The 21,313-nt window shown below is 46.1% G+C and carries 20 protein-coding genes; 7 read left to right on the top strand and 13 right to left on the bottom strand.

Annotation, left to right across the window (positions count from 1 at the left end; translation table 11 throughout):
- Positions 1-24: 24 nt before the first annotated feature.
- Genes Q1A41_RS16835 through Q1A41_RS16815 form a run of 5 tightly spaced genes read right to left on the bottom strand, consistent with a single transcriptional unit; the run spans position 25 to position 2,704 of the window.
- Positions 25-393: a hypothetical protein gene (locus tag Q1A41_RS16835; RefSeq protein ID WP_299981348.1), complete on the bottom strand. Its 369-nt coding sequence runs from the start codon at positions 391-393 to the stop codon at positions 25-27.
- Positions 394-440: 47 nt separating this feature from the next.
- The gene (locus tag Q1A41_RS16830; protein ID WP_299981346.1) at positions 441-860 is read right to left on the bottom strand and encodes a Rieske 2Fe-2S domain-containing protein; all 420 of its coding nucleotides are present in this window, start codon (positions 858-860) and stop codon (positions 441-443) included.
- A gap of 23 nt (positions 861-883) precedes the next feature.
- Positions 884-1,264 carry a cupin domain-containing protein gene (locus Q1A41_RS16825; RefSeq protein WP_299981344.1) on the bottom strand — a complete coding sequence of 127 codons (381 nt, stop codon included), beginning with the start codon at positions 1,262-1,264 and terminating at the stop codon, positions 884-886.
- A gap of 32 nt (positions 1,265-1,296) precedes the next feature.
- A complete protein-coding gene (locus Q1A41_RS16820) occupies positions 1,297-1,590 on the bottom strand; it encodes a hypothetical protein (RefSeq protein WP_299981342.1) in 294 nt (97 codons plus the stop codon).
- A 25-nt stretch (positions 1,591-1,615) separates the two neighbouring features.
- Positions 1,616-2,704 (bottom strand): serine hydrolase domain-containing protein, encoded by a 1,089-nt coding sequence (locus tag Q1A41_RS16815; RefSeq protein WP_299981340.1) that lies wholly within the window; start codon positions 2,702-2,704, stop codon positions 1,616-1,618.
- A 330-nt stretch (positions 2,705-3,034) separates the two neighbouring features.
- On the opposite strand from Q1A41_RS16815, the gene Q1A41_RS16810 reads away from it, so the two are divergent.
- Positions 3,035-4,402, top strand: a complete 1,368-nt coding sequence (locus Q1A41_RS16810; RefSeq protein WP_299981339.1) for a pitrilysin family protein — start codon at positions 3,035-3,037, stop codon at positions 4,400-4,402.
- Complete coding sequence (locus Q1A41_RS16805) at positions 4,402-5,781, top strand: pitrilysin family protein (RefSeq protein WP_299981337.1); 1,380 nt, start codon at positions 4,402-4,404, stop codon at positions 5,779-5,781. Before Q1A41_RS16810 ends, Q1A41_RS16805 begins: the two co-directional genes overlap by 1 nt.
- Positions 5,782-5,830: 49 nt before the next feature.
- On the opposite strand, the gene Q1A41_RS16800 is transcribed toward Q1A41_RS16805, so the two are convergent.
- The 6 genes from Q1A41_RS16800 to Q1A41_RS16775 all read right to left on the bottom strand — a co-directional run bounded on the left by Q1A41_RS16800 (position 5,831) and on the right by Q1A41_RS16775 (position 12,653).
- Complete coding sequence (locus Q1A41_RS16800) at positions 5,831-7,999, bottom strand: hypothetical protein (RefSeq protein WP_299981335.1); 2,169 nt, start codon at positions 7,997-7,999, stop codon at positions 5,831-5,833.
- A gap of 236 nt (positions 8,000-8,235) precedes the next feature.
- Entirely contained in the window at positions 8,236-10,404 is a 2,169-nt protein-coding gene (locus Q1A41_RS16795) for a hypothetical protein (protein ID WP_299981333.1), read from the bottom strand.
- Positions 10,405-10,434: 30 nt separating this feature from the next.
- On the bottom strand, positions 10,435-10,899 hold the full coding sequence (locus Q1A41_RS16790) for a hypothetical protein (RefSeq protein WP_299981331.1): 465 nt from the start codon (positions 10,897-10,899) through the stop codon (positions 10,435-10,437).
- A gap of 7 nt (positions 10,900-10,906) precedes the next feature.
- Positions 10,907-11,806, bottom strand: a complete 900-nt coding sequence (locus Q1A41_RS16785; protein ID WP_299981328.1) for a CsgG/HfaB family protein — start codon at positions 11,804-11,806, stop codon at positions 10,907-10,909.
- On the bottom strand, positions 11,803-12,213 hold the full coding sequence (locus Q1A41_RS16780; RefSeq protein ID WP_299981325.1) for a curli assembly protein CsgF: 411 nt from the start codon (positions 12,211-12,213) through the stop codon (positions 11,803-11,805). Before Q1A41_RS16780 ends, Q1A41_RS16785 begins: the two co-directional genes overlap by 4 nt.
- Positions 12,214-12,215: 2 nt before the next feature.
- Positions 12,216-12,653, bottom strand: a complete 438-nt coding sequence (locus Q1A41_RS16775; protein WP_299981324.1) for a CsgE family curli-type amyloid fiber assembly protein — start codon at positions 12,651-12,653, stop codon at positions 12,216-12,218.
- An 828-nt stretch (positions 12,654-13,481) separates the two neighbouring features.
- Between Q1A41_RS16775 and tkt the strand changes: the two genes are divergently transcribed.
- From tkt to fba, 4 genes are all read left to right on the top strand, one after another.
- The gene (tkt, locus tag Q1A41_RS16770; RefSeq protein ID WP_299981322.1) at positions 13,482-15,485 is read left to right on the top strand and encodes a transketolase; all 2,004 of its coding nucleotides are present in this window, start codon (positions 13,482-13,484) and stop codon (positions 15,483-15,485) included.
- Positions 15,486-15,562: 77 nt separating this feature from the next.
- On the top strand, positions 15,563-16,585 hold the full coding sequence (gene gap / locus Q1A41_RS16765) for a type I glyceraldehyde-3-phosphate dehydrogenase (RefSeq protein WP_299981320.1): 1,023 nt from the start codon (positions 15,563-15,565) through the stop codon (positions 16,583-16,585).
- Between the two features lie 72 nt (positions 16,586-16,657).
- Entirely contained in the window at positions 16,658-17,821 is a 1,164-nt protein-coding gene (locus Q1A41_RS16760; RefSeq protein WP_299981318.1) for a phosphoglycerate kinase, read from the top strand.
- 83 nt (positions 17,822-17,904) lie between these two features.
- Entirely contained in the window at positions 17,905-18,954 is a 1,050-nt protein-coding gene (gene fba / locus Q1A41_RS16755) for a class II fructose-bisphosphate aldolase (protein ID WP_299981317.1), read from the top strand.
- 65 nt (positions 18,955-19,019) lie between these two features.
- On the opposite strand, the gene Q1A41_RS20415 is transcribed toward fba, so the two are convergent.
- Together Q1A41_RS20415 and Q1A41_RS16750 are read right to left on the bottom strand one after the other, a co-directional pair.
- A complete protein-coding gene (locus Q1A41_RS20415) occupies positions 19,020-19,220 on the bottom strand; it encodes a DUF4124 domain-containing protein (RefSeq protein ID WP_363322449.1) in 201 nt (66 codons plus the stop codon).
- Between the two features lie 17 nt (positions 19,221-19,237).
- Entirely contained in the window at positions 19,238-20,137 is a 900-nt protein-coding gene (locus Q1A41_RS16750; protein ID WP_299981315.1) for a LysR substrate-binding domain-containing protein, read from the bottom strand.
- A 158-nt stretch (positions 20,138-20,295) separates the two neighbouring features.
- Here Q1A41_RS16750 and Q1A41_RS16745 point away from each other — a divergent pair, with 158 nt between their 5' ends.
- Positions 20,296-21,069: a ferredoxin--NADP reductase gene (locus tag Q1A41_RS16745; protein WP_299981313.1), complete on the top strand. Its 774-nt coding sequence runs from the start codon at positions 20,296-20,298 to the stop codon at positions 21,067-21,069.
- Positions 21,070-21,313 lie beyond the last annotated feature (244 nt).

Here is a 21,313-nt window from a genome sequence, read left to right as displayed (position 1 = left end):
AACTTCGGGCGCACTAACCCTGTATTAGGCAAAAATAGGTGGGCGAACTAGGGGGGAGTAGCTGTTATGGGGTTGAGCAGAATTCGTAGCGAAAGCTAGCTTTTGCTTAGATGCAGGCGGCAGCTGATTTGCCTCCGCAGAAATTTGAGCCATATTCGAGCAGGCGCTTACAGGGCATGGGCATTCCATTGAGCCTTCTTCACAGCATGGCATTTCTTCGTGAGAGAGTTTATCAGCAGTACTGTCTATGTTGTGCCCCATCATTGAATGATGGCTACTTTGTTCTTGATCTGCTGGCATCTCACAGGCCATATTGACATAGGCGAAGGTCTGCCCGGCGATGGCCAGCAGAGCTGCAAATGCAATAATGATATGTGATAGCGATTTAAACATGACAATATTTTAAAGGCTTTTAACGAACTTTGTACAGCGCTAGCTGCTTAGTTGTTCGCCTGCTCATTTAGTTCCACCCAGAGGTGCTCGCCTTTATCCAGTACTTGATAACTGGGTAAGTCTACAGTCGCAGGGCCTTTGTTTACCTTACCTTGCTTGTCATAGCGGGCGCCGTGGCAAGGGCATATATAGCCTTCGTCACTAGCCTGCGTCTCGCACTTTTGATGGCTGCATCGCATCAAATTAGCCCAGTAGCGTTCTTGGTCGAGTTGCATGATAGATATCGGGAATCGTTCTGAAGGGTGTGCAATGTAAAGCTGGCCACTCTTAAGTTTGGATTTCTCAACGATAAGTGTAGAGCCACGTTGTACGGCGTTTTGGGGTTTGATTGTGCGGCCGCCACAGGCGGCCAGAGCGCCGCTGGCGCTTGCTACGCTACTGGCTTTTAGAAATTCTCTTCTTTTCATAGTCTTGTTTTTTGGAAGTTGGCTTAGATCCAAGGTTGATCTTCTGAAGCTACGGTTTGTTCTGTACTGTGCTCCCCGGTGTGAGCAGTTCCCGCGGGCTCGAACAGTAGGATTTCTGTTTCCTCCTCGGCGAGTGGGCAATGCTCCACTCCTCGAGGGACAACAAATAACTCGCCTGGGTTTAAAACGATTTCGCGGTCACGAAATTTTAAGGTAAGCCGGCCTTTGTGCACAAAGAACAATTCGTCTTCATTATCGTGCTTGTGCCAAATGAGTTCACCTTTGCCTTTGGCAAGCTTGACCAACTGGCCGTTACATTGGGCGATTACCTTGGGAGACCAGTGATCATCGAAGAGTGCAAATTTCTCGTCAAGAGAAACGGCTTTATCTGTCTCATTAGACATTAGCTTTACCTTTATATCGCTGAAACTTTGGCTTAAAAGCTGCTCTCATGGAGGCTAGCTTTGACCAGCTCTAATGCCTGTTTGTCTGAAAAACCTTCCGCTTTCAAAGCCAAGAAGAGCTTGCGCATATACTTGGCCTTGTCCTTGATAAACTGATCATCATTTAAAATGGCGGCATTGGCTCTCACTTTAATATGCAGTTGTCTTTCTAGCTCGTGAGTTAATGGGTCTTTCACAAAGGGGTTAGCGTTTGCTGAAGAAGGCACGGCGGCGATAAGCAGGCAGCTCAGTAAAGTGGCGTGTTTTAGCTTGCTGGCGATTCTCATGGCGGCCATCCTTTTGTTTGTGAACTTAAGAGTTTTTGTTGTTCTGTATAGCTTTTAACATCTTACGGGTGATGTCTACAGCACTGCCCTCGGCTTTCTTTATATTGCCTTCATTGACGGTAATAGCAATAGCGGTATTCAACTCGGGGAGTAAAGTTAGCAGGCAATACCACATGGTGTTGCTGCCGTTGTGCCAGATAACCTTGCCTTCGGCTAGTGGGTCATGCTCTTTAATAACCCAGCCCTTGGCATAGTTGTTTAATTGGCTTGTGTGTAAGGCTTCAAAGCTCTTTTTGCTAAGGTAGCTTGAGTCTCCGCGCGCTCCTTGTAGATGTAAATTGGCATAAGCTGCTAAGTCTTTAAGGCTCATATGAACATTGCCCGAAGGCCCCATAACCTTGGGGTTGTCGGCATCGGTGCCTACGGAGAACTTAAAACCAAATATAGACTTATGCCCACGGGGTTGTTCGATTTCCTCTGCTGTGTCTTTAGGAGGCCCGAAGCCGGCTGAGTCTAGTGCCAGTGGCGTGAACAGTTCCTCTTGGATCAGCGTTTCCCAGCTCTTTCCTGTGGCTCGCTCAGCTATTACAGCAGCGATGGTGTAGCCAACATTCGAATACTGAAACTGACTGCCAGCAGGATGTTCTGGGGCTTTACTCAAAACTTCTTGCACTGCACTCAGGCGGGCTTTTTTGAGCTTATCACTGCCTTTCGGGTCATCACTGAACATCAACGACAGGGGGAAGTTGGCGGTAGCGCCGGAGCTATGGTGTAGAAGCTGCTCTAAGCTGACAGCAGTCCAGTCTTGGTGTCGGCCGGAATTGGTGATAGGGATGATGTCCAGTTTTTGCTCCCAGCTTAAGCTGCCTTTTTCGACTAGCCTGGCAATGGTGGTGGCTGTCATCGATTTGGTAACCGAACCTAAATGCCACTTGTCCTGTACTGTTAGTTCGCTACCGTCGCCTTTTTTGCGTAAACCTTGAGCGCTAATAGCGACGATATCCCCGTTTTGAATGAGCACTCCCCCCATTCCAATCAACTTCTCATCATTGAGCTTTTTGTTGATTTCGGCATCGAGTAAAGCCTGTAGTTCGGCTTGGCTATTAGTGCTCATCAGGAATAAACTCCAAAGGCATAGTGTTAGGCCAGCTTTTAACTGTTGTCTGAATCTCATACTGAATGCCCTTAATAAAGAGGGATTTAGACCGTCATTCGTTAAAGTTAAGTGTTAGCTTAGACGGTAAAATCATAATGTTTAGATCGCCGTTTTACTGCACAATAGTGTCAAAGCAGCTCATATGGAGTCAATACAGTGTATATCTAGTGTATTTGGTCTAGAGCATCGCTGTAGCTGCTCAACACTAACTCAGTACTAAAATAGTGCCAGAGTATATTGATAATAAATCTGTGTTTACCCGAATTTGAACACTACCGAGGAAGTAAAATGCAAAAACAACAATCATGGTCTCGCAAGCTGCGAATCGGACTATTGAGCGTCGGTATTGGCATGGGGCTGTCGATGAATTTGTCGGCCCAGACGACGGCTGAGGATGTCAAAACCTTTACCTTGAAAAATGGCATGGAATTTATGGTGCTGGAAGATGATTCCATTCCCAATGCCAATATGTATCTATTCTGGAAGGTAGGATCGAGAAACGAAGTGCCGGGCATTACCGGCTTGTCGCACTTTTTTGAACATATGATGTTTAACGGCGCTAAAAAATACGGCCCAAAACAGTTTGATCGGGTGATGGAAGCCAATGGCGGCGCAAATAATGCGTATACCACCGAAGATGTAACAGTTTATACAGACTGGTTTCCTGCTAGTGCTTTAGAAACTATTTTTGATTTAGAGTCTGACCGAATCGCTCACTTAAAAATTGATGAGAAAATGGTAGAAAGTGAGCGTGGTGTCGTGACTTCTGAGCGCAGCACCGGCCTAGAAAACTCAAATGTTCGTTTGATGATGATGGAGTTGAAGGGAATCGCCTTTAGAGCTCACCCCTATAGCTGGCCTGTCATTGGGCATCAATCCGATATTGATAATTGGAGTATTGAAGATTTACGAGACTATCATCGACGTTATTATGCCCCCAATAATGGCTTGGTAGTGGTAGCAGGTGATGTCAAGGCGGAAGAAGTAGAGCGCCTGGCCAAAAAGTATCTTGGAGATATTCCTGCGCAGCCTGAGCCTCGTAAAATTCACACGGTGGAGCCCGAGCAAAAAGGCGAGCGTCGCGCTTATGTTCAAAAGGAATCTGTTTCAAGTCCCAACATCATGATGGGCTTTCATGTTCCCAATACTCGCCATAAAGACTACTACGCACTGGATATGGTCGAGAGTCTGCTTAGTGGTGATGATAGTGCGCGCTTAACACGAGCCTTAGTCGATCAAAAGCAATTGGCGACTAATGTTTGGGCCTACTACCCGCAAAGCATCGATCCCAATATATTTTACATCTTTGCAACCGCGGCAGAAGGTGTGACGGTAGAAAAGTTGGAGCATGGGATTATTGAAGAGATCAATAAGCTTCGTAATGAATTGGTTAGCGATAGAGAGCTACAGAAAGTTAAAAATCAGGCGCAAGTTGGTTTGTATCATACTTTGGCAACCATTAATGGTAAGGCCGATACGCTGGGCACCTATCAGATTTATTTTGGTGATTATAAAAAGATGTTCGATGCCTCAAAAGATATGGCGAAAGTGACGGCTGAGGATGTGAAAAGGGTAATGAATAGCTATTTCAGAAAAGCTAATCGAAGTGTTGTGGTGTTAGATAAGCACGCTGACAGCATAGAAGGAGACAAGTAATGAAGGCTGTAATTCGATTCTCGCTATTGAGCTGTTTCTTATTGGCATCCCAACTTTCGTTAGCGGCTTTTACCTTGCCGGGCTATGAAAAATATACGATGGAAAATGGTCTAGATGTCTATTTGATGCCCCAAGACGAAGTGCCATTAGTGGATGTAGTGCTTGCTGTAAAGGCGGGTTCAGTATCCGATGGTTCTCGATTCGGTTTGGCTGAATTTACCACTGAGGCCCTCAAGTTTGGCGCGGCTGGCAAAAATAAAATTGAGCTAGAAGATGAGCTGTCATTCTACGGGGCTGATTTTGGTGGTAGCGCAGGTAAAGAAGTCACGATGTTGGGTATGTCCTACGCTAAAAAGGATGGTGACATTATATTGCCTCTAATGGCTGATATGATATTGCGCCCGGATTTTAATCAACAAGAAATTGAGAAATACAAAAAGCGTTTGTCAGCTCTTCTGAAACAAAATCGTGAAAGTCCAAGGGCGATGATAGGTGATATCTTTGATCATCTTTATTATGGTGATCACCCCTACGCTAATCCTACTGGGGGTAATGAGAAGACCATTGCAACGATAGATCGCAAAGCTATAAAAACCTTCTACAGTAACTATTTTCAACCTGATAATGCCGCTCTAATTGTAGTGGGTGATATTGATTCGAAAGCGATGAAGGCAAAACTAGCAAAACTATTTGCTAGCTGGCGTGGCACGGCTAAACCGCAAGCGCAATTGACAAAAGCCAAGCTGCCAACTAAAGCTCGAGTTTTGCTGGTTAACAAGGCAGATGCTAAAGAAACAACCTTCGCTATTGGTGGGCCGGGCATTGCCTTGGGTGATAACGATGAAGTACCTGTCTCTGTTATTAATACTATTCTGGGGGCGCGCTTTACTTCCTGGTTGAATGATGAGCTGCGTGTTAATTCAGGCTTGACCTATGGGGCAAGAAGTCGCTTTGATAAAGAGTCAGAGGCCGGAACTTTCAAAATTAGTACCTTTACCAAGACCGCAACAACTTTTGAAGCTGTGGATTTGGCGTTGAAAACCTACCAGCGTTTGTGGGATAAGGGCATTGATAGCCAAACTTTGGCATCCGCTAAAGCATATGTTAAAGGTTTGTTTCCGCCGCGTTTTGAAACGTCTTCCCAGTTAGCTGGTTTACTGGCGCGCATGTGGGCATTCGATTTGGGTGATGAAGTGATAAATGACTTTGAAGCTAAGGTTGCTGCCCTAGATATTAAGTCAGCAAATAAATTGGCCAAAGCGAAATTTCCAGCGTCGAATTTGCAATTTGTATTTATTGGCAAAGCAGATGATATTCGTGAAAAAGCCAAGGATTATGGAGAGCTTACAGAGGTTGAAATTAAGGACTTTTATCATTAATTCTATTTAGAAAATGCCGCCAAGATCCATCTTGGCGGTGGGACAAAAATTAAAAGCCTTGGTTTACGAGGGTTACGTTGCCAATGCCGGCCTGGCTAATGTTGGCCGTATTGGCCACATTGGTTTGATTGAGAATAGCGCTATGGCCGCTGCCGCTTTGTGTTAGTGAGGCGATGCCACCGGAGCCCGTTTGGACGGTTCGCACAAAGTGGTTATCACCGCTAACATCTAGCACTAGGTCATTATTGTTTCCTGATTGACGAAGATCATAGTCACCGAAGTTTAACTCTGATGAGGCTAGTTCGATGCTATTATCGGTATCAAACTGGAGCGTAAGAACAGTGTTCCCGTTTCCATTCACAGCGCCGTTTAGGCTGTGGCCGCTTCCTCTTTGGCCAGAGCCAAACCCATTGCCATCACCATTAATAGTCATAGTAGCCTGCAAGTCATTACCCGCTTGGAATGAAACCATAGCGTTTGCGTTGCCGCTTGTGCTGGTGGAAGAATTGCTATTACTGGTGCTGTCTTGATCAGTTTGGGCAAAGTTCCCATTGCCATTGATGGCTATGCTTGAAGTGGTAGCGAATGTACTATTCTGCAGGCTATTAGCAATATTGCCATCACCATTGATGTTAATAGAGGCCTCAGCGCCTAAGCCAACGAAAGTTTGTTCCACCGAAGCTTGGTTAGTGTTACCAACGATGTCAACAGATGCGTCTGCTCCAAATAATGCCAATGTCTGGTTGGCACCAACGGTATTACCGTCACCTGTGGTATTAACGGTAATCGAGGCATCGACAATACTGGAGTTTTGTGAAGCGGTAATTACATTGCCATCACCAGTGGTGCTATTGGTAATGCTCATATTAATTCCCGCATTCTCCTGTCTTGCGGTAACTGTATTTCCGTTGCCAGTAATGCCATTGGCAATGTTTGCGTTGTCACCAGCGTTCTCTTGGCTTAAGTTCACTGTGTTAGCATCACCGGTAACGTTGTTAACGAGGCCAGCCCCATTACCAACTAAGTTTTGGCGGCTGGTAAAGCTATTGCCATCGCCTACCATATTGCTATCGACGGAATAGCCGTTGGCATTCGTCACAGCGATATCTGTAGTGTTGTCGTTTCCTGTGACGCTATCAGAAATTACTCCGTTATCAGCAAGGTTTGCGTTAACTGTGGCGCTGTTTCTTCGTCCGCGTTGGTTCACACTGGAGGTGACGAAGGAATTGTTTTCCATGGTGACCGTTGCACTATTGTCTCGACCCCGTTGGCTTACGTTGTTTACTAAACCTTGATTGATGGTTTCCGTAACAGTCGCTTTATTTCTTCGGCCACGCTGGTTAATGTGGGATTCGGTGGCTACTCCACCATTGTTCAAGTAAGTGGATTCGTTTCTTCGGCCGCGCTGAGTGACGTTGACAGATGAGTTTTCGGCATTATTCATTTGCGCATTACTATTGTTAGAGAACTCTCGCTGGGATATGCTCATGCTCGACTGAACGCTGTTTGACTGGCGGGTATCGGAAAATTGAGAGTTGCCTCGCTGTGATACATTGATCACACTAAATTCACCATTAGACTGTTCTATAGAAGCAAAGTGGTTGCGTCCGCTTTGATTTGCATTGACGTTATTTTCGAAACCGCCGGTTTGATTAACTTGCATATTGCCATTGCTTAAGTTGTCCGAGCCCACGTTAATTCTGCTGTTCTGATTGCCTATTTGATTAACAGTGATGTTGCTGGAGTTGGTACTGTTTTGTGCAGAAGTTACGCTACTGTCGCTGTTGCCATCTTGAGTAACGAATACACTAGTGTTATCGGTACTGTTTTGGGTCATTCGACTGGTCTGGCCGATTCCCCCTAATTGCACACTTGTAGCGCTAGAGGAGAATGCAGAGTTCTGGCTAATCTCACTTGTGGCTGTATTTGTAGCTGCGGTTTGTAAAGCGCCGGCATTAGACAATAGGCTATTTTCTTGGGTGACTGTTGCATCACTTGCAGATGAATTATCTTGACGGACTTCTGCAGTGTTAAGTGCAGAGCCTGCGCCTAGCTGTTGTATAGTTGCGTTGTTGTTCGTTGAGCTGCCGGTCTGGGTGACAATGGCTAAATCTAAAATACCTTCTTGAGTAACATTGGCAGTGTTGCTTTGGGCTTGAACAGTTTGGCCGATGCCTAGAGCAAGACCTATTGCGAGAGCTAAGTGACGCTTTTTCATGATGTGTTTCCTTACGATTGAAAAGGCATTACTGATCCAAAAGTACTCAAAATTGATCGGTTATGCCGGTTTGGTTAACTTAGTTGGCTTATTGCAAGGCCAGCTATTTAACTCGTTGCTAAGGTGGTGCTCAAAAGGAGGCCTTTGAACACCTGCTTTCGATTGTTAATCGAAATTCAGTCGCTGCTAGTGAATTCCTAGCAGCATAAATTACTCGCTTGGGAGCAGTGCTGGGCCTACTGGCCTTGCGTGATAACTGCAGAGTTCCCTGTGCCAGATTGATTGATGTTGGCAGTGTTTCCACTACTGGCTTGACTAAGGTTTACTTGGTTGGCGCTGCCAGACTGAACGATTACTGCAATACCATCGTTTCCGCTCTGAGCTGATCGAATCAAGTGGTTATCACCGCTCGCTGTTAAACTAAGCTCATTACCCTGTCCAGATTGAATAAACTCATAATCAGCAAAGAAAAGCTCAGAAGAATCTAGCTCGATGCTGTTGTCATTACCGCTTTGCTGATTCAGTACAGAGTTACTATCGCCGGCCACCAAAGCATCTACAGAATGGTTCAACCCAGCTTGATTGACGCTTAGTTCATTGAGATTGCCAGTAACAGTTAGTGTTGAATTCAGCAGCTCTCCGTCTTGTTCTGTGCTTACTTGGTTGTCACTGCCAAGAACGTCGAAGCTGGCGCTAGAGTTAATGCTATTGCGTTGGGTAATCTGGCTGCTGTTTCTATCTCCGCGAAGCTGGGCTTTAGCTGATATTTGCGAGCTAGAATTTTGTAGGGTGTTAGCGGAATTATTATTGCCGGTAATATCTAAAGCAGAAAATACTTGGTCGCTTACATTTTCTTGATCTACCATTGCATTGTTCTCAATGCCGTTGAGGATGATGTCACTCGAAATGTCCGCCTTGCTATTGGTCTGCTTGGTAAATGCCGTATTCGCGGTGCCGCTAGCAAGGGTGTTGCTGATGACATTTTGTTCATTGTCCCGTTGCCAGACGGTGACTCGGTTGGAGTTGCCATTGGTTTTGCTGTTTATGCTTATGTTGTTACGATTGTTGCTTTGTATGTTGTTAAAAAAGTTTCTGTTACCAGTAATACTGCTCGCAACTTCCGCATTTTGACCAGAATTATTTTGGTTGATAAATACATTATTTCGGTTGCCATTAATGACACTTTCCGTGGAGGCTTTATCAAAGGCTTGCCTTTGGTTAATGCTATTACTGTTATTGTTTCCCCGGGTTCTAGTAGTAGCAGAGAAGTTTTCATTGTCACTGAAGAAGAAGTTTGTGTCGTTCCCGCGGCCGCGAGTTCTACCATCTACTGTGCCATCTGAAGAATTTAGCATGCTGACAAAATCGCTATTACGATTACCGTTTTGAGTAAGTAAGGAATCGACTCTTGTGTTGCCTCTTAAATTGGTCAAACTACTATTCGAATTTCCTATTTGTTCAATATTGTGGTTTAAGTGGCTATTGTTGCTAGCGTTGATATTTGACTGGTTGTTATTCCCATTTTGAAAAACGAAACTTTGGCTAAAACTGCTAGCTGTTGAGTTGTATCCTGATTCGTTTAGCCTGCCGCGTTGGGTAAGGTCTAGGCTGACTTCCCTGCCATCGACGATTGCTGCGGTATGGCTCTGAGAAACTCCTCTTTGTGTTACGTCGATTGACGCCTGTAAGCTATCTGTTTGCCTGCTTTCAGAGTTGTGTGTGCGCCCGCTCTGGAAAATACTGACTTCACCGTCCTGGCTGCTACCTTGGTGTACATTCGCGATATGACCTTGGCCAGTTTGAAAGCCGTCTACCAAAGCGTTGTCAGATTTAACTTGAGTGACTGAAAAGAAACCATTTTCTAAATTATTGGAGTTTAATAATATTTCACTTTCGGAATTGAAAGTCTGCTCAATTCTCATGCTGCTATTACTACTGTTGTTTTGGTTAATGGTCGCCCCGCCACCAGTATTATCGTTCTGTACAATGCTGGCGCTAGTCAAGTGGGAGCTACTTTGTCTGATAATGCTAAATTGATCATCGACATTGGATTGTCGGGCTGTAGCGTTTGAACGACTAGAGCGATCTTGCAAAATGCGGCTGCTGGCTCGAATTGAATCCAGTAGTTGTTGGCTGTCGGCACTTGAACTTTGGCTATTGGATTGGGTTACCCCGGAGCTGCTATCGCTAGCGTCGTTTTGTTTGACTAATGCAGAGTTTGATTGTGTGGCATTACCCTTTTGAATAATATTTGCGCGATTGAGTCTTGAGTTGAGTATTTGATCAACCGTCGCCGTATTGTTATTGCCTTCTTGAGTTACTAGGGTGTTATTTTGCTGGGCATTAGAAGTACTGCTTAGTCCTAAGGCAATGCTAATCGCAAGTGCTAAACTTTGTCTTTTCATTTGAGTTACCCTGTTTCTAAATACCAATGTTTATCGCTGTGTAACAGTGACTGACATGTAATGACCAATTTGATTGATCTTTAGGTTTTTGTAGGATCCATACTGTTTTAGCTCCGCCTTGTTTGAGCTTCCATTCTGGAGCATGTTTAGTTCATTTCGAGCGCCACGTTGCAGTAGGTTGATCGAGTTGTTGTCGCCATTTTGGGTAACAGTTGCTGCGTTGCTGAAGCCAATCTGTACGAGTAAAATCTCGTTTTCTAGGCCATCTTGGCTAATGTCACTTTGATTAGAATCGCCTCGCTGGCTCAAATTGATATTGCCTTGCGATCCCTTTTGTATGATGTTGGCCTTTAGATTTTGACCAAGCTGACTACCTATAACCTGAGAGAACTCTGACTCTTGGTCTAGATCGAAACTATTTTCGGCCAATGCGCTTATTGAAAAAAAGCCGGTTAATAATATTAAGGTTTTGCACATCAATCTGAGCGTTTTCATGGCTAGTTCACTCCTGGCTGGCAATCACAAATGGGCTTAAGTTTTCCTCTGGGGTTTCCTGTAGGTAGCGACTTAGTACTGGGTGGTCACGCCCTTCATGGGTGGCAAGTTGCCAGTGGTTATCCTCAATGCCCTGGGTGATAAGGTGGATAACCGCCGATTCCATTGCAGACATAAGACATAATTGCGCTGGCTCATTACGGCTATAGCCCGCTTCCATTTCGAGTAGTCGTTTGAACTCTACAAAGCGAAATACATCTGCTGAAATTTGCTTGGAAAAGATAGTCTTGCTTGTGGAGACCGTATTTAGAATTTGGCCAGTTCTAATGTCTACAGCTCTTAGGTGAACAGTTACTTGGTCGCTTCGGTATAGCTCTGAAGCACCGATGCCAAAATATCTCGCTCCTGAGCCGCCAGTTTTTAGGTTGGTTTCATAGGCTGTAATGGCACCTTCGATTAGAATATTTGCCGACAAAAGAGATGGCAGATCCTGATCATTATTGCTGTGAGCTTGGTTTTTTTTCAGTGCAGCTCGAATGATTTTTCGTTCTGTTAAAAGGTTTTGTAATCCCTCTCTCTCTAAGGTTAGGAACCAGCCGCTCTCATTGAGAATTTGTGTGAGCATGGAGGTGGCGCCTTGGCTGACGGCGGTTGAAAAGGTGCTCGCTGGGGCGGCACGGTACTGGCCGGTCTGATCCTTCACGTTGTACACCGCTGCGACAATCTTACCTTTAGGTTGTGGAAGATTTGTTAGATCGTCATAGCTCGCAGAACGGGGAGTAAGTCTAGGTGGAGTGATACCTTCGCCGTGCAGCCTTTCGATGGTTGAACTTGGTGAGCAGGCGGCTAGCAAGCCGCTTGCTAGCAATACTGCCGAATAGCTTATAATTTTTTTTGAAGTGATCACGAGTCAATCTCCAGTCCGTCCACAACAATTTCCGTTGTTTGATTGGTATTCTTATCCGTTATTTTTACGCTGATTTCGCCTTCTCCGTTATCCACAATTAAGATCGAGAAATCATCGGTATCAAGGGTTCCGGTTTTTCCCGCCCCTATGTCTGATAGCAACTGGCTTAGCAGCCGCGAACGCAAGGAATCTGTAAAGCGATCTAGCTCACTGCGAGTTTCGATTTCAATCTCTGGATCTGTTTTCTTATTCTGTGCTTGGGCATTATTCAATAAGATACTGCCATTTAACGGGTTTCCACCGAAGGAGGGATTTTTAGGAACGTAAATTAGCTCTGTAGCCAGGCCGAAATTGCTAATAGATATCGCGGTGGCAAACAGGACGGTTTTGAAGGCGTACTTGTTCATAGTTATATTTCATCCTTGTCAATATCAAAGTGGTCGCCTAACAGCTGTTGGAGCTCGAACTGTTCGGTATATTGCCCCATTGTTAAATAGGCATATTCCGCGACGGCTTTGAAGTCACGTTGTGCTGGTGATAAAAATTGGCGGTAGACTTCTTTTTGTCCGTTGTTAATCCAAATTAGGCTGCCCCAGCGAGCAGAGCTTCTTTCGTGTACCACAAAGTTTAAATGTTTGATTTTGGGGTTTGACAAATGCGCTTCGCTCAACGCCCTGAAAAACTTTTGACCAATATTCGTTTTTGTTTGGTTTATTAGTGTCCCGCCGATTTCCTCCTCGATTAGGAAGGTATCGCTTTTGTTGGCTTTTTCTGCACTAACGAAGTCGCCTGCAAAGCACAAAAAGCTTGCGGCAAACAGTGCAGTTAAAAATCGAAAAATCTTCATCGGCTTTCCTGCGCTCGATACTTGGATTTTGACGACGCCATATATCCCGGAGGGAGGCCTGTTCCGAAAATACGGATTTGGCTATTGCTGAGGTGATATTGGCATTGTCCTTTGCTCTAGCTACCTACGGTTTTGTTCTCGTAGTTGAAGTGTTCCCTTAGCCAAAAAGGTAATCGATATTGACGTGCCGTACACCATGAAAATGTTTAAATTATTTTTTAAATACTGAGATTTTAGAACTACTTTTTCAAAGCATTGATGACGCAGCATCGCCTGTTATCAAATGTTCTTGACAGCTGCTTTTACAGTGAGCCGTCACTAAAACTAGTAGCAAGACTATGGCCTCTACTATTTAGTAGTGCTTTTGCGGCTATGATTTTCATAGTTGGGTTTATATTTTTTTCATTTAAGTAAACTTAAGCAACTTTAGTCGAGTGGTAAGTAAGGCTTAATTTTTATCGCTAAAGGCACCGTTATCTATTTTTGAGTTTACGAAGTTTTTTGAACTGCCTCACAAATTTTGGCGTCATAATCTTCTTTTGCTTTCTGCTCAATCGTGGCTGTCAATTTAGGTTTTAGGGGCTTGAGCAAAAACGTTTTAGATGAGTAATTAAAGTCAATCGATAAATCCGCCTCTCAAATCCGACTCTCATAGTCCCTTCAGTTAGCCATGGCTCCTGCCTATAGCACTATGCTAGCCCTTGAGCGACCAAAAATAATTCTTGCCTAATGGCCTTTACCTACCCCCCAAGAAAAGGGAAAATAGCGCCCATTTTCCAGCCTATGGCTGATTACTTTTTGATCTATTAGCCCCCTCAGGAGCTCTTTATGCCTTCCCGCAACCAGCTAGCCAATGCGATTCGTGCTTTGAGTATGGATGCCGTTCAACAAGCCAATTCCGGCCACCCAGGTGCCCCAATGGGCATGGCGGATATCGCCGAAGTTCTGTGGAACGATTATTTAGTGCATAACCCGGCCGATCCTGAGTGGGCAAACCGTGACCGTTTCGTGCTGTCTAACGGTCATGGCTCCATGCTGATTTACTCTTTATTGCACCTTTCAGGTTATGAACTGCCAATCGAGGAAATAAAGAACTTCCGTCAGTTGCACTCTAAAACTCCAGGTCACCCGGAGTATGGCTATGCTCCAGGTATTGAAACGACCACGGGCCCACTGGGGCAGGGCATTACCAATGCCGTAGGTATGGCGGTCGCTGAGAAGATCTTGGCGGCTCAATTCAATCGTGACAGCCGTAATATTGTTGATCACTACACCTACTGTTTCTTGGGTGATGGCTGTTTGATGGAAGGTATCTCCCATGAAGCTTGTTCTTTAGCGGGTACCCTAGGCTTAGGCAAGCTGATTGCCTTCTATGATGACAATGGCATCTCGATTGATGGTGAGGTTGAAGGTTGGTTTACCGACGATACCCCACAGCGCTTTGAATCATACGGCTGGCAGGTTATTCCTGCGGTAGATGGCCACGATAGCGCGGCTATAAAAGAAGCGATCGAGCAAGCACGTGCTGAAGACGGCAAGCCCACCTTGATCTGCTGTAAAACTGTAATTGGTTTTGGCTCTCCTAATAAGCAGGGTAAAGAGGATTGTCATGGTGCGCCACTGGGTGCAGAAGAGATTGCCTTGGTTCGTGAAACCCTAGGCTGGGAGCACGAAGCCTTTGAAATTCCAGCGGATATCTATGCCCAGTGGGATGCGAAGAAAGCTGGCGCTGAAGCACAAGGTGCTTGGGAAGCCCAAATGGCGGCTTATAAAGATGAGCACCCTGAGCTGGCTGCTGAGTTTGAGCGTCGCGTAATCCGTGGTGATTTGCCAGAAGACTTCAGCGAAAAAGCTGATGCTTATATTAAAGAGTGCCAAGACGCCGGTGAAAAAATCGCTTCACGTAAGGCTTCACAAAATAGCTTGAACGCCTTTGGCCCATTGTTGCCAGAATTGCTAGGCGGCTCTGCCGATTTGGCTGGCTCTAACTTGACCCTATGGGGCGGCTCTAAAGGCATTAGCGCTGATGATGCCAGCGGCAACTACTTGTTTTACGGTGTGCGCGAGTTCGGTATGAGCGCCATTATGAACGGTATTGCCTTGCACGGTGGCTTTGTAAACTACGGTGCTACCTTCTTAATGTTTATGGAATATGCCCGTAATGCTGTGCGCATGTCGGCTTTGATGGGCCAGCAAAGCATCTTTGTTTATACCCACGACTCAATTGGTTTGGGTGAAGATGGTCCAACTCACCAGCCGGTTGAGCAGATTGCCAGCTTGCGTTTAACACCAAATCTACACACTTGGCGTCCAGCCGATGCGGTTGAATCTGCCGTATCTTGGAAGAGTGCCATCGAGCGTCGTGACGGCCCAAGTGCATTGATCTTCTCTCGCCAGGGCTTGGCACCTCAGCCGCGCACTGAGCAACAGTTGGCTGACGTTAGCCGCGGTGCTTATGTCTTAAAAGACAGCGATGGTGAGCCAGAAGCGATTTTGATTGCTACCGGCTCTGAAGTTGAGTTGGCCGTTCAGGCGGCGGATAAGTTAACAGCTGCTGGCCGTAAGGTACGCGTGGTTTCCATGCCTTGTGCGGAAATCTTCAGCAAGCAAGATGCTGCCTACAAGCAATCAGTTTTGCCAATCGAAGTGGCGGCGCGCGTGGCGGTAGAAGCCGCTCACGAAGATTATTGGTATAAGTTCGTAGGCCTAGAAGGCCGCGTGATTGGTATGAGCACCTTTGGTGAGTCTGCCCCGGGTAATGTCTTGCTAGAGCACTTTGGTTTCACTGTTGATAATGTGGTGGCCAATGTTGAAGAGTTGCTAGAAGACTAAACCTTGCAAACTGGGCCTTAAAAACTAGGCCTAATAAACTAAGCCTTATAAACCGAGCTTGGACGAAGAGTGTGAGCGTGACCAATATTGCTATTAATGGCTACGGCCGAATCGGTCGCTGCGTGCTGCGGGCTTTGCATGAAGCTCAGCAGCAGGGTCGATTTAGTAATTTGCGTGTGTTGGCAATCAATGAGTTAGCTGATTGCAACACTATCGCGCATCTCACTCAGTATGACTCGACTCACGGCCGCTTCCCAGCGGCTGTGTCCGTTAGTGAAGACCTGCTGCACATTAATAAGCAGAGCATTCGCGTTTTACATCAGCCTGATATTCGCCAATTGCCATGGCGTGATCTAGGTATTGATCTAGTTTTAGAGTGCACCGGTGCTTTTAATGATCGTGCTACCGCCGAGCAACATATTACGGCTGGCGCCGGCCATGTGTTGTTTTCTCAGCCGGCAACCGCTGAAGTTGACGCCACCATTGTTTATGGGGTGAATCATCAGCAGCTAACGGGTCGGGAAACCATTGTTTCTAATGCATCCTGTACCACCAATTGTATTGTGCCGGTGATCCATACCTTGGATAAGGCCTTTGGTATCGATAGCGGTGTGATTACCACTATTCACTCAGCGATGAACGATCAGCCAGTAATTGATGCCTATCACCATACTGATCTTCGAAAGACTCGCAGTGCCATTCAATCTATGATTCCTGTAGATACAGGCTTAGCTAAAGGTATCGATCGCCTTTTGCCTGAGCTGGCCGGGCGCTTTGAAGCCCAGGCTATGCGTGTTCCTACGGTCAATGTCTCGGCGATGGACTTGTCAGTGGTGATGAAAAGCGATGTCAGTACCGAGCGGGTAAACCAAGCATTAGCGGCTGCCGCACAAAGTGATTATCTCGGTGTGTTGGGTTACACCGAAGAGTTGCTGGCCTCCTGCGATTTTAATCATGATCCACGCTCCAGTATCGTCGATGCGACCCAAACACGAGTGGCCGGTGAGCGTATGGTAAAGGTGTTAACCTGGTTTGATAATGAGTGGGGCTACGCTAACCGCATGATTGATACTGCGGATTTTTGGGCTAAAAAGTTTTAGATGAATTACGGGGCACTCTAAGTTATTGGCCCCACAGCAGAATTTCAAAATCTACAATGAGGACAACACACCATGGCCGTTAAACTGATGACCGAGATGGATCTCGCCGGTAAGCGCGTACTTATTCGTGAAGACCTAAATGTGCCGGTAAAAGGCGGCAAGGTAACTTCCGATGCGCGTATTCGTGCTGCATTGCCGACAATTGAGCGGGCGCTTAATGCAGGCGCTAAAGTCATTGTCATGAGCCATTTGGGCCGCCCAACTGAGGGTGAATTTGCCGAAGAATTTTCTATGGCTCCGGTTGCTGATCATTTAGGTGGTTTGCTGGGCCGCCAAGTTAATGTTGTTAAGGATTGGCAGCAAGGCGTTGAAGTGGCCGAGGGCGAGTTGGTTCTTTTGGAAAATGTACGCTTTAACAAAGGCGAGAAAAAAGACGAAGATGAGTTGGCTAAAGCCTACGCCTCTTTATGCGATGTGTTTGTCATGGATGCTTTCGGCACCGCGCACCGCGCCCAAGCTTCTACTCATGGTGTGGCTAAGTTTGCTCCTGAGGCCTGTGCTGGCCCATTATTAGCCGGTGAGTTAGATGCTCTAGGCAAAGCTTTAGATAAGCCAGCGCGCCCTATGGTGGCGATTGTGGGTGGTTCCAAAGTGAGCACCAAGCTTACGGTTTTAGAATCACTATCTGACAAAGTGGATCAGTTGATTGTGGGCGGCGGTATCGCCAATACCTTCTTGGCCGCAAGCGGCAGCAATGTGGGTAAGTCTTTGTGTGAAGACGATTTAATTCCTAATGCTAAGGCCTTGATGGAAAAATGCGATATTCCAGTGCCAACAGATGTTGTGGTAGGGCAGGAGTTTTCTGAAACGGCCGCGGCAGAGCTAAAAGCCTCCGGTGATGTGAGTGATAGTGATATGATTTTCGATATTGGTCCAGACTCTTCTGCCCAATTAGCGAAGATCCTGGCTGACGCCAAAACCATCATTTGGAATGGCCCAGTTGGTGTGTTTGAATTTGATCAGTTTGGTGAAGGCACTAAAGCGCTGTCAAAAGCGATTGCCGAAAGTGATGCCTTTTCGATTGCCGGTGGCGGCGATACTTTAGCGGCGGTTGATAAGTATGAAATTGCCGAGCAGGTATCTTACATTTCCACAGGCGGTGGCGCTTTCTTGGAGTATGTAGAAGGCAAAACCTTACCAGCCGTTGCTATTTTAGAGCAGCGTGCTGCGCAGTAAGTTATAAGTTTTTGAGTTTAAAGGTTTTAACATTACAAGGCCCCTAGGGATAGCGTGGGCACAAATATTATAGGAAGAAGATTATGGCTTTAATAAGCATGCGCCAAATGTTGGATCACGCCGCCGAGTATGGTTATGGCGTTCCCGCTTTTAACGTGAACAACCTGGAACAAATGCGCGCCATCATGGAAGCGGCTGATCAAACGGATTCGCCGGTGATTGTGCAGGCTTCAGCCGGTGCACGTAAATACGCTGGTGCGCCTTTCCTGCGCCACTTAATTTTGGCCGCTATCGAAGAGTTCCCGCATATTCCTGTATGTATGCATCAGGATCACGGTACCTCTCCTGCGGTATGTCAGCGTTCTATCCAATTGGGCTTTAGCTCGGTAATGATGGATGGCTCTTTGGGCGAAGACGGCAAAACCCCGACCGACTACGAGTACAATGTTGACGTAACCCGTCGCACTGTTGATATGGCCCACGCTTGTGGTGTTTCTGTAGAAGGCGAACTGGGCTGCTTAGGTTCTTTAGAAACCGGCGAGGCGGGTGAAGAGGATGGCATTGGTGCGGTAGGTAAATTAAGCCACGATCAAATGCTAACCGACCCAGAAGAAGCCGCTGACTTTGTAGCGAAAACAAAAGTTGATGCTTTGGCGATTGCTTGCGGTACGTCTCACGGTGCTTACAAATTCACTCGTCCACCGACGGGTGATATTTTGGCGATCGATCGCATTAAAGCGATTCACCAGAGCATACCCAATACTCACTTAGTTATGCACGGCTCTTCTTCTGTTCCTCAGGAGTGGTTGAAGGTAATCAATGAGTTTGGTGGTGAGATTCCAGAAACTTATGGTGTGCCTGTTGAGCAAATCTGCGAAGGTATTAAGCACGGTGTTCGCAAAGTAAATATCGACACTGATTTACGCTTGGCATCAACTGGTGCGGTACGTCGCTTCTTAGCGCAAAACACTACTGAGTTTGATCCGCGTAAATTCTTGGCAAAAACTGTAGATGCAATGAAAGACATTTGTATCGCACGTTACGAAGCTTTTGAAACGGCAGGTAATGCTAGCAAGATCAAGCCAATCAGCTTGGACGATATGTTCTTGCGCTATGAAAGCGGTGAGATCTAATTGCGTTAGCTTTTGCAAAGCAAAGCGTGATTTGTGAAAAGCCGGGGCCAAAAGCTCCGGCTTTTTTATACCTGCGGTGATTGGGTTTGTCCGAGTTTAGATCTTTTATCTAGCTGTAGGGTGGATAACTTTTCCATTTGTTTAGGCTTTTTGTCAGTAAAAGCCCAGTTGCCATGCTTATCTTTATGTTTATAAACCTCTTGAGCTGAGGCTAGAGTGCTCAGTATTAATCTGAAGCCGAATAAAGTAATCGTGCAAAAAACCATAGAGTGCAAAACTCTGATTAGTTGGAAGGTTCAGCTTGGCATAGATTTAGCCAGTGTTCCAGTGAGTGGCTAATGGCTTTATCGCGATGAAATACAAAATAAAATCGGCGGCGCCAATCACGGTGGGGAGCGTGCAGTTGTATAAGGCTGCCGCGATTTAGTGCTTCATGCACGGCTAAGCGGGAGAGACAGGCGACACCCAGATTAGCTTCAATTGCGCACTTAATGGCTTCGGTATGCTCAAGTTCCATGGTGATATCAAGCTGCGGAAGCAGACCGTGGAGCGCATGTTCAAAAGCTTGGCGAGTGCCCGAGCCATGTTCTCGACTTATCCAGCGAAGTGATAAAAGCTGCTCATCATTTAAGGCCTGCTCCTTAGCGAAGGGGTGTTCCGGGTTGGCTACAATGAGTAATTCATCTTCGCGCCAAAATTGGCTGCGCAGTAATGGATGATTAAATTCACCTTCGATCAGACCAATATCCATTTCATAGTTAAGCACCTGTTTGGCGATACTGTCGGTGTTGGCGACATGCAGATCTATCTTCGCCTCCTGGCCTCGCAGCTTGGCATCGCTCATATACTGAGCCACAAGAGGTACGGCTAAGTAATTACCAATAGTTAAGGTTGCCCCAATGCGCAGGTCTCCGAGGCCAGCTTGACCTTTAAAGCTATTTTCCAGCCGCTCGGCACTGCTGATCAGTTCTTGAGCCTGTGGTCGCAAGGCTATGCCGTTTTCATTAAGCCGCAATCTCTTGCCGACACGATCAAATAGCTGAAGGCCAAATTGTTGCTCTAATTCGCGCAGAGCGGAGCTGGCCGCAGACTGTGAAAGGTTGAGCTGTTTTGCTGCCAAGCTGATGTTTTGTAGCTGGGCAGTGCACAAGAAGACCTCTATCTGTCGCAAGCTGAAGCGCATATTGTGTACCTCTAGGTGTATCTGTGTTGTGGGCTAGATGTGGCCAGTTTGCTGTATATTCATAAAATCGATAAGCAATAGAAAAATAACCCATTTTACGGTTAATGGGTAGAGCTCTAGACTGTAGTCCATGAAATTAATGTCTTGGAGAACCTAATATGGCCAGTTTGATTCGTGAACGAGTCACCCGAGTGCACCACTGGAATGATAGCCTGTTTAGCTTCAATACCAGCCGCAGCCAAAGCTTGCGCTTCGAGAATGGCCATTTTGTGATGATGGGCATGGAGGTTGAGGGAAAGCCGCTGATGCGTGCCTATAGTATCGCCAGCGCAAACTATGATGAAGAATTGGAGTTTTTCAGCATTAAGGTGCCAGATGGCCCGCTGACTTCTCGTTTGCAGAATATCGAGGTGGGTGATGAGATCCTGCTTTCTACTAAGCCAACAGGTACCTTAGTTGCTGACCATTTGTTAGAAGGCAAGCATTTGTACTTAATCAGTACTGGTACGGGCTTAGCGCCATTTATGAGCATTATTAAAGATCCGGAAGTTTATCAGCGTTTCGATAAGATTATTTTGACTCACGGTGTGCGTCATGTGTCTGAGCTGGCGTATCAAGATGTGATAGAAAATGAGTTGCCTAACAATGAGTTTTTCGGTGAGGAAGTGCGCGAAAAGCTACTTTATTACCCAACCGTAACGCGTGAGCCTTATCGCAATAACGGTCGCCTTACCGATCTAATGCGCATGGGTAAATTGTTTCAAGATTTAGCTTTGCCGAAGCCCAATTTGGAAGATGATCGTTTTATGATTTGTGGCAGTCCAAGTATGCTAAAGGAAACCTGCGAAATTTTAGATGGCCATGGTTTTAAGGAGTCTCGTCATGGTCAGAAGGCGCATTATGTTATTGAGCGAGCATTTGTGGAGCAATAAGCTCTCAGCAAGGCCTTTATAAATACAACTGCAAATTTTTCGAAAACAATTTCACGCTAAAGCCCTGCAGGTTTCGATCTGTGGGGCTTTTTTTGTGCTTCCTTTTACCTACCGTTACTAACAAAATTCCTATTTTGTTAGTAACGTCGCCCGCTCTAGGCTGGCGTAGTTGTGTAAAACTGCTTGCCTAAAGCGGGCTCGCACAAGTGTTGACGCTTAGGCGCCATCGCTTGTGGCGCACTCC

It is taken from the genome of uncultured Pseudoteredinibacter sp. (genome assembly GCF_947502065.1).
Lineage (GTDB): Bacteria > Pseudomonadota > Gammaproteobacteria > Pseudomonadales > Cellvibrionaceae > Pseudoteredinibacter.
This window is presented reverse-complemented; position numbering and strand designations above follow the sequence as displayed.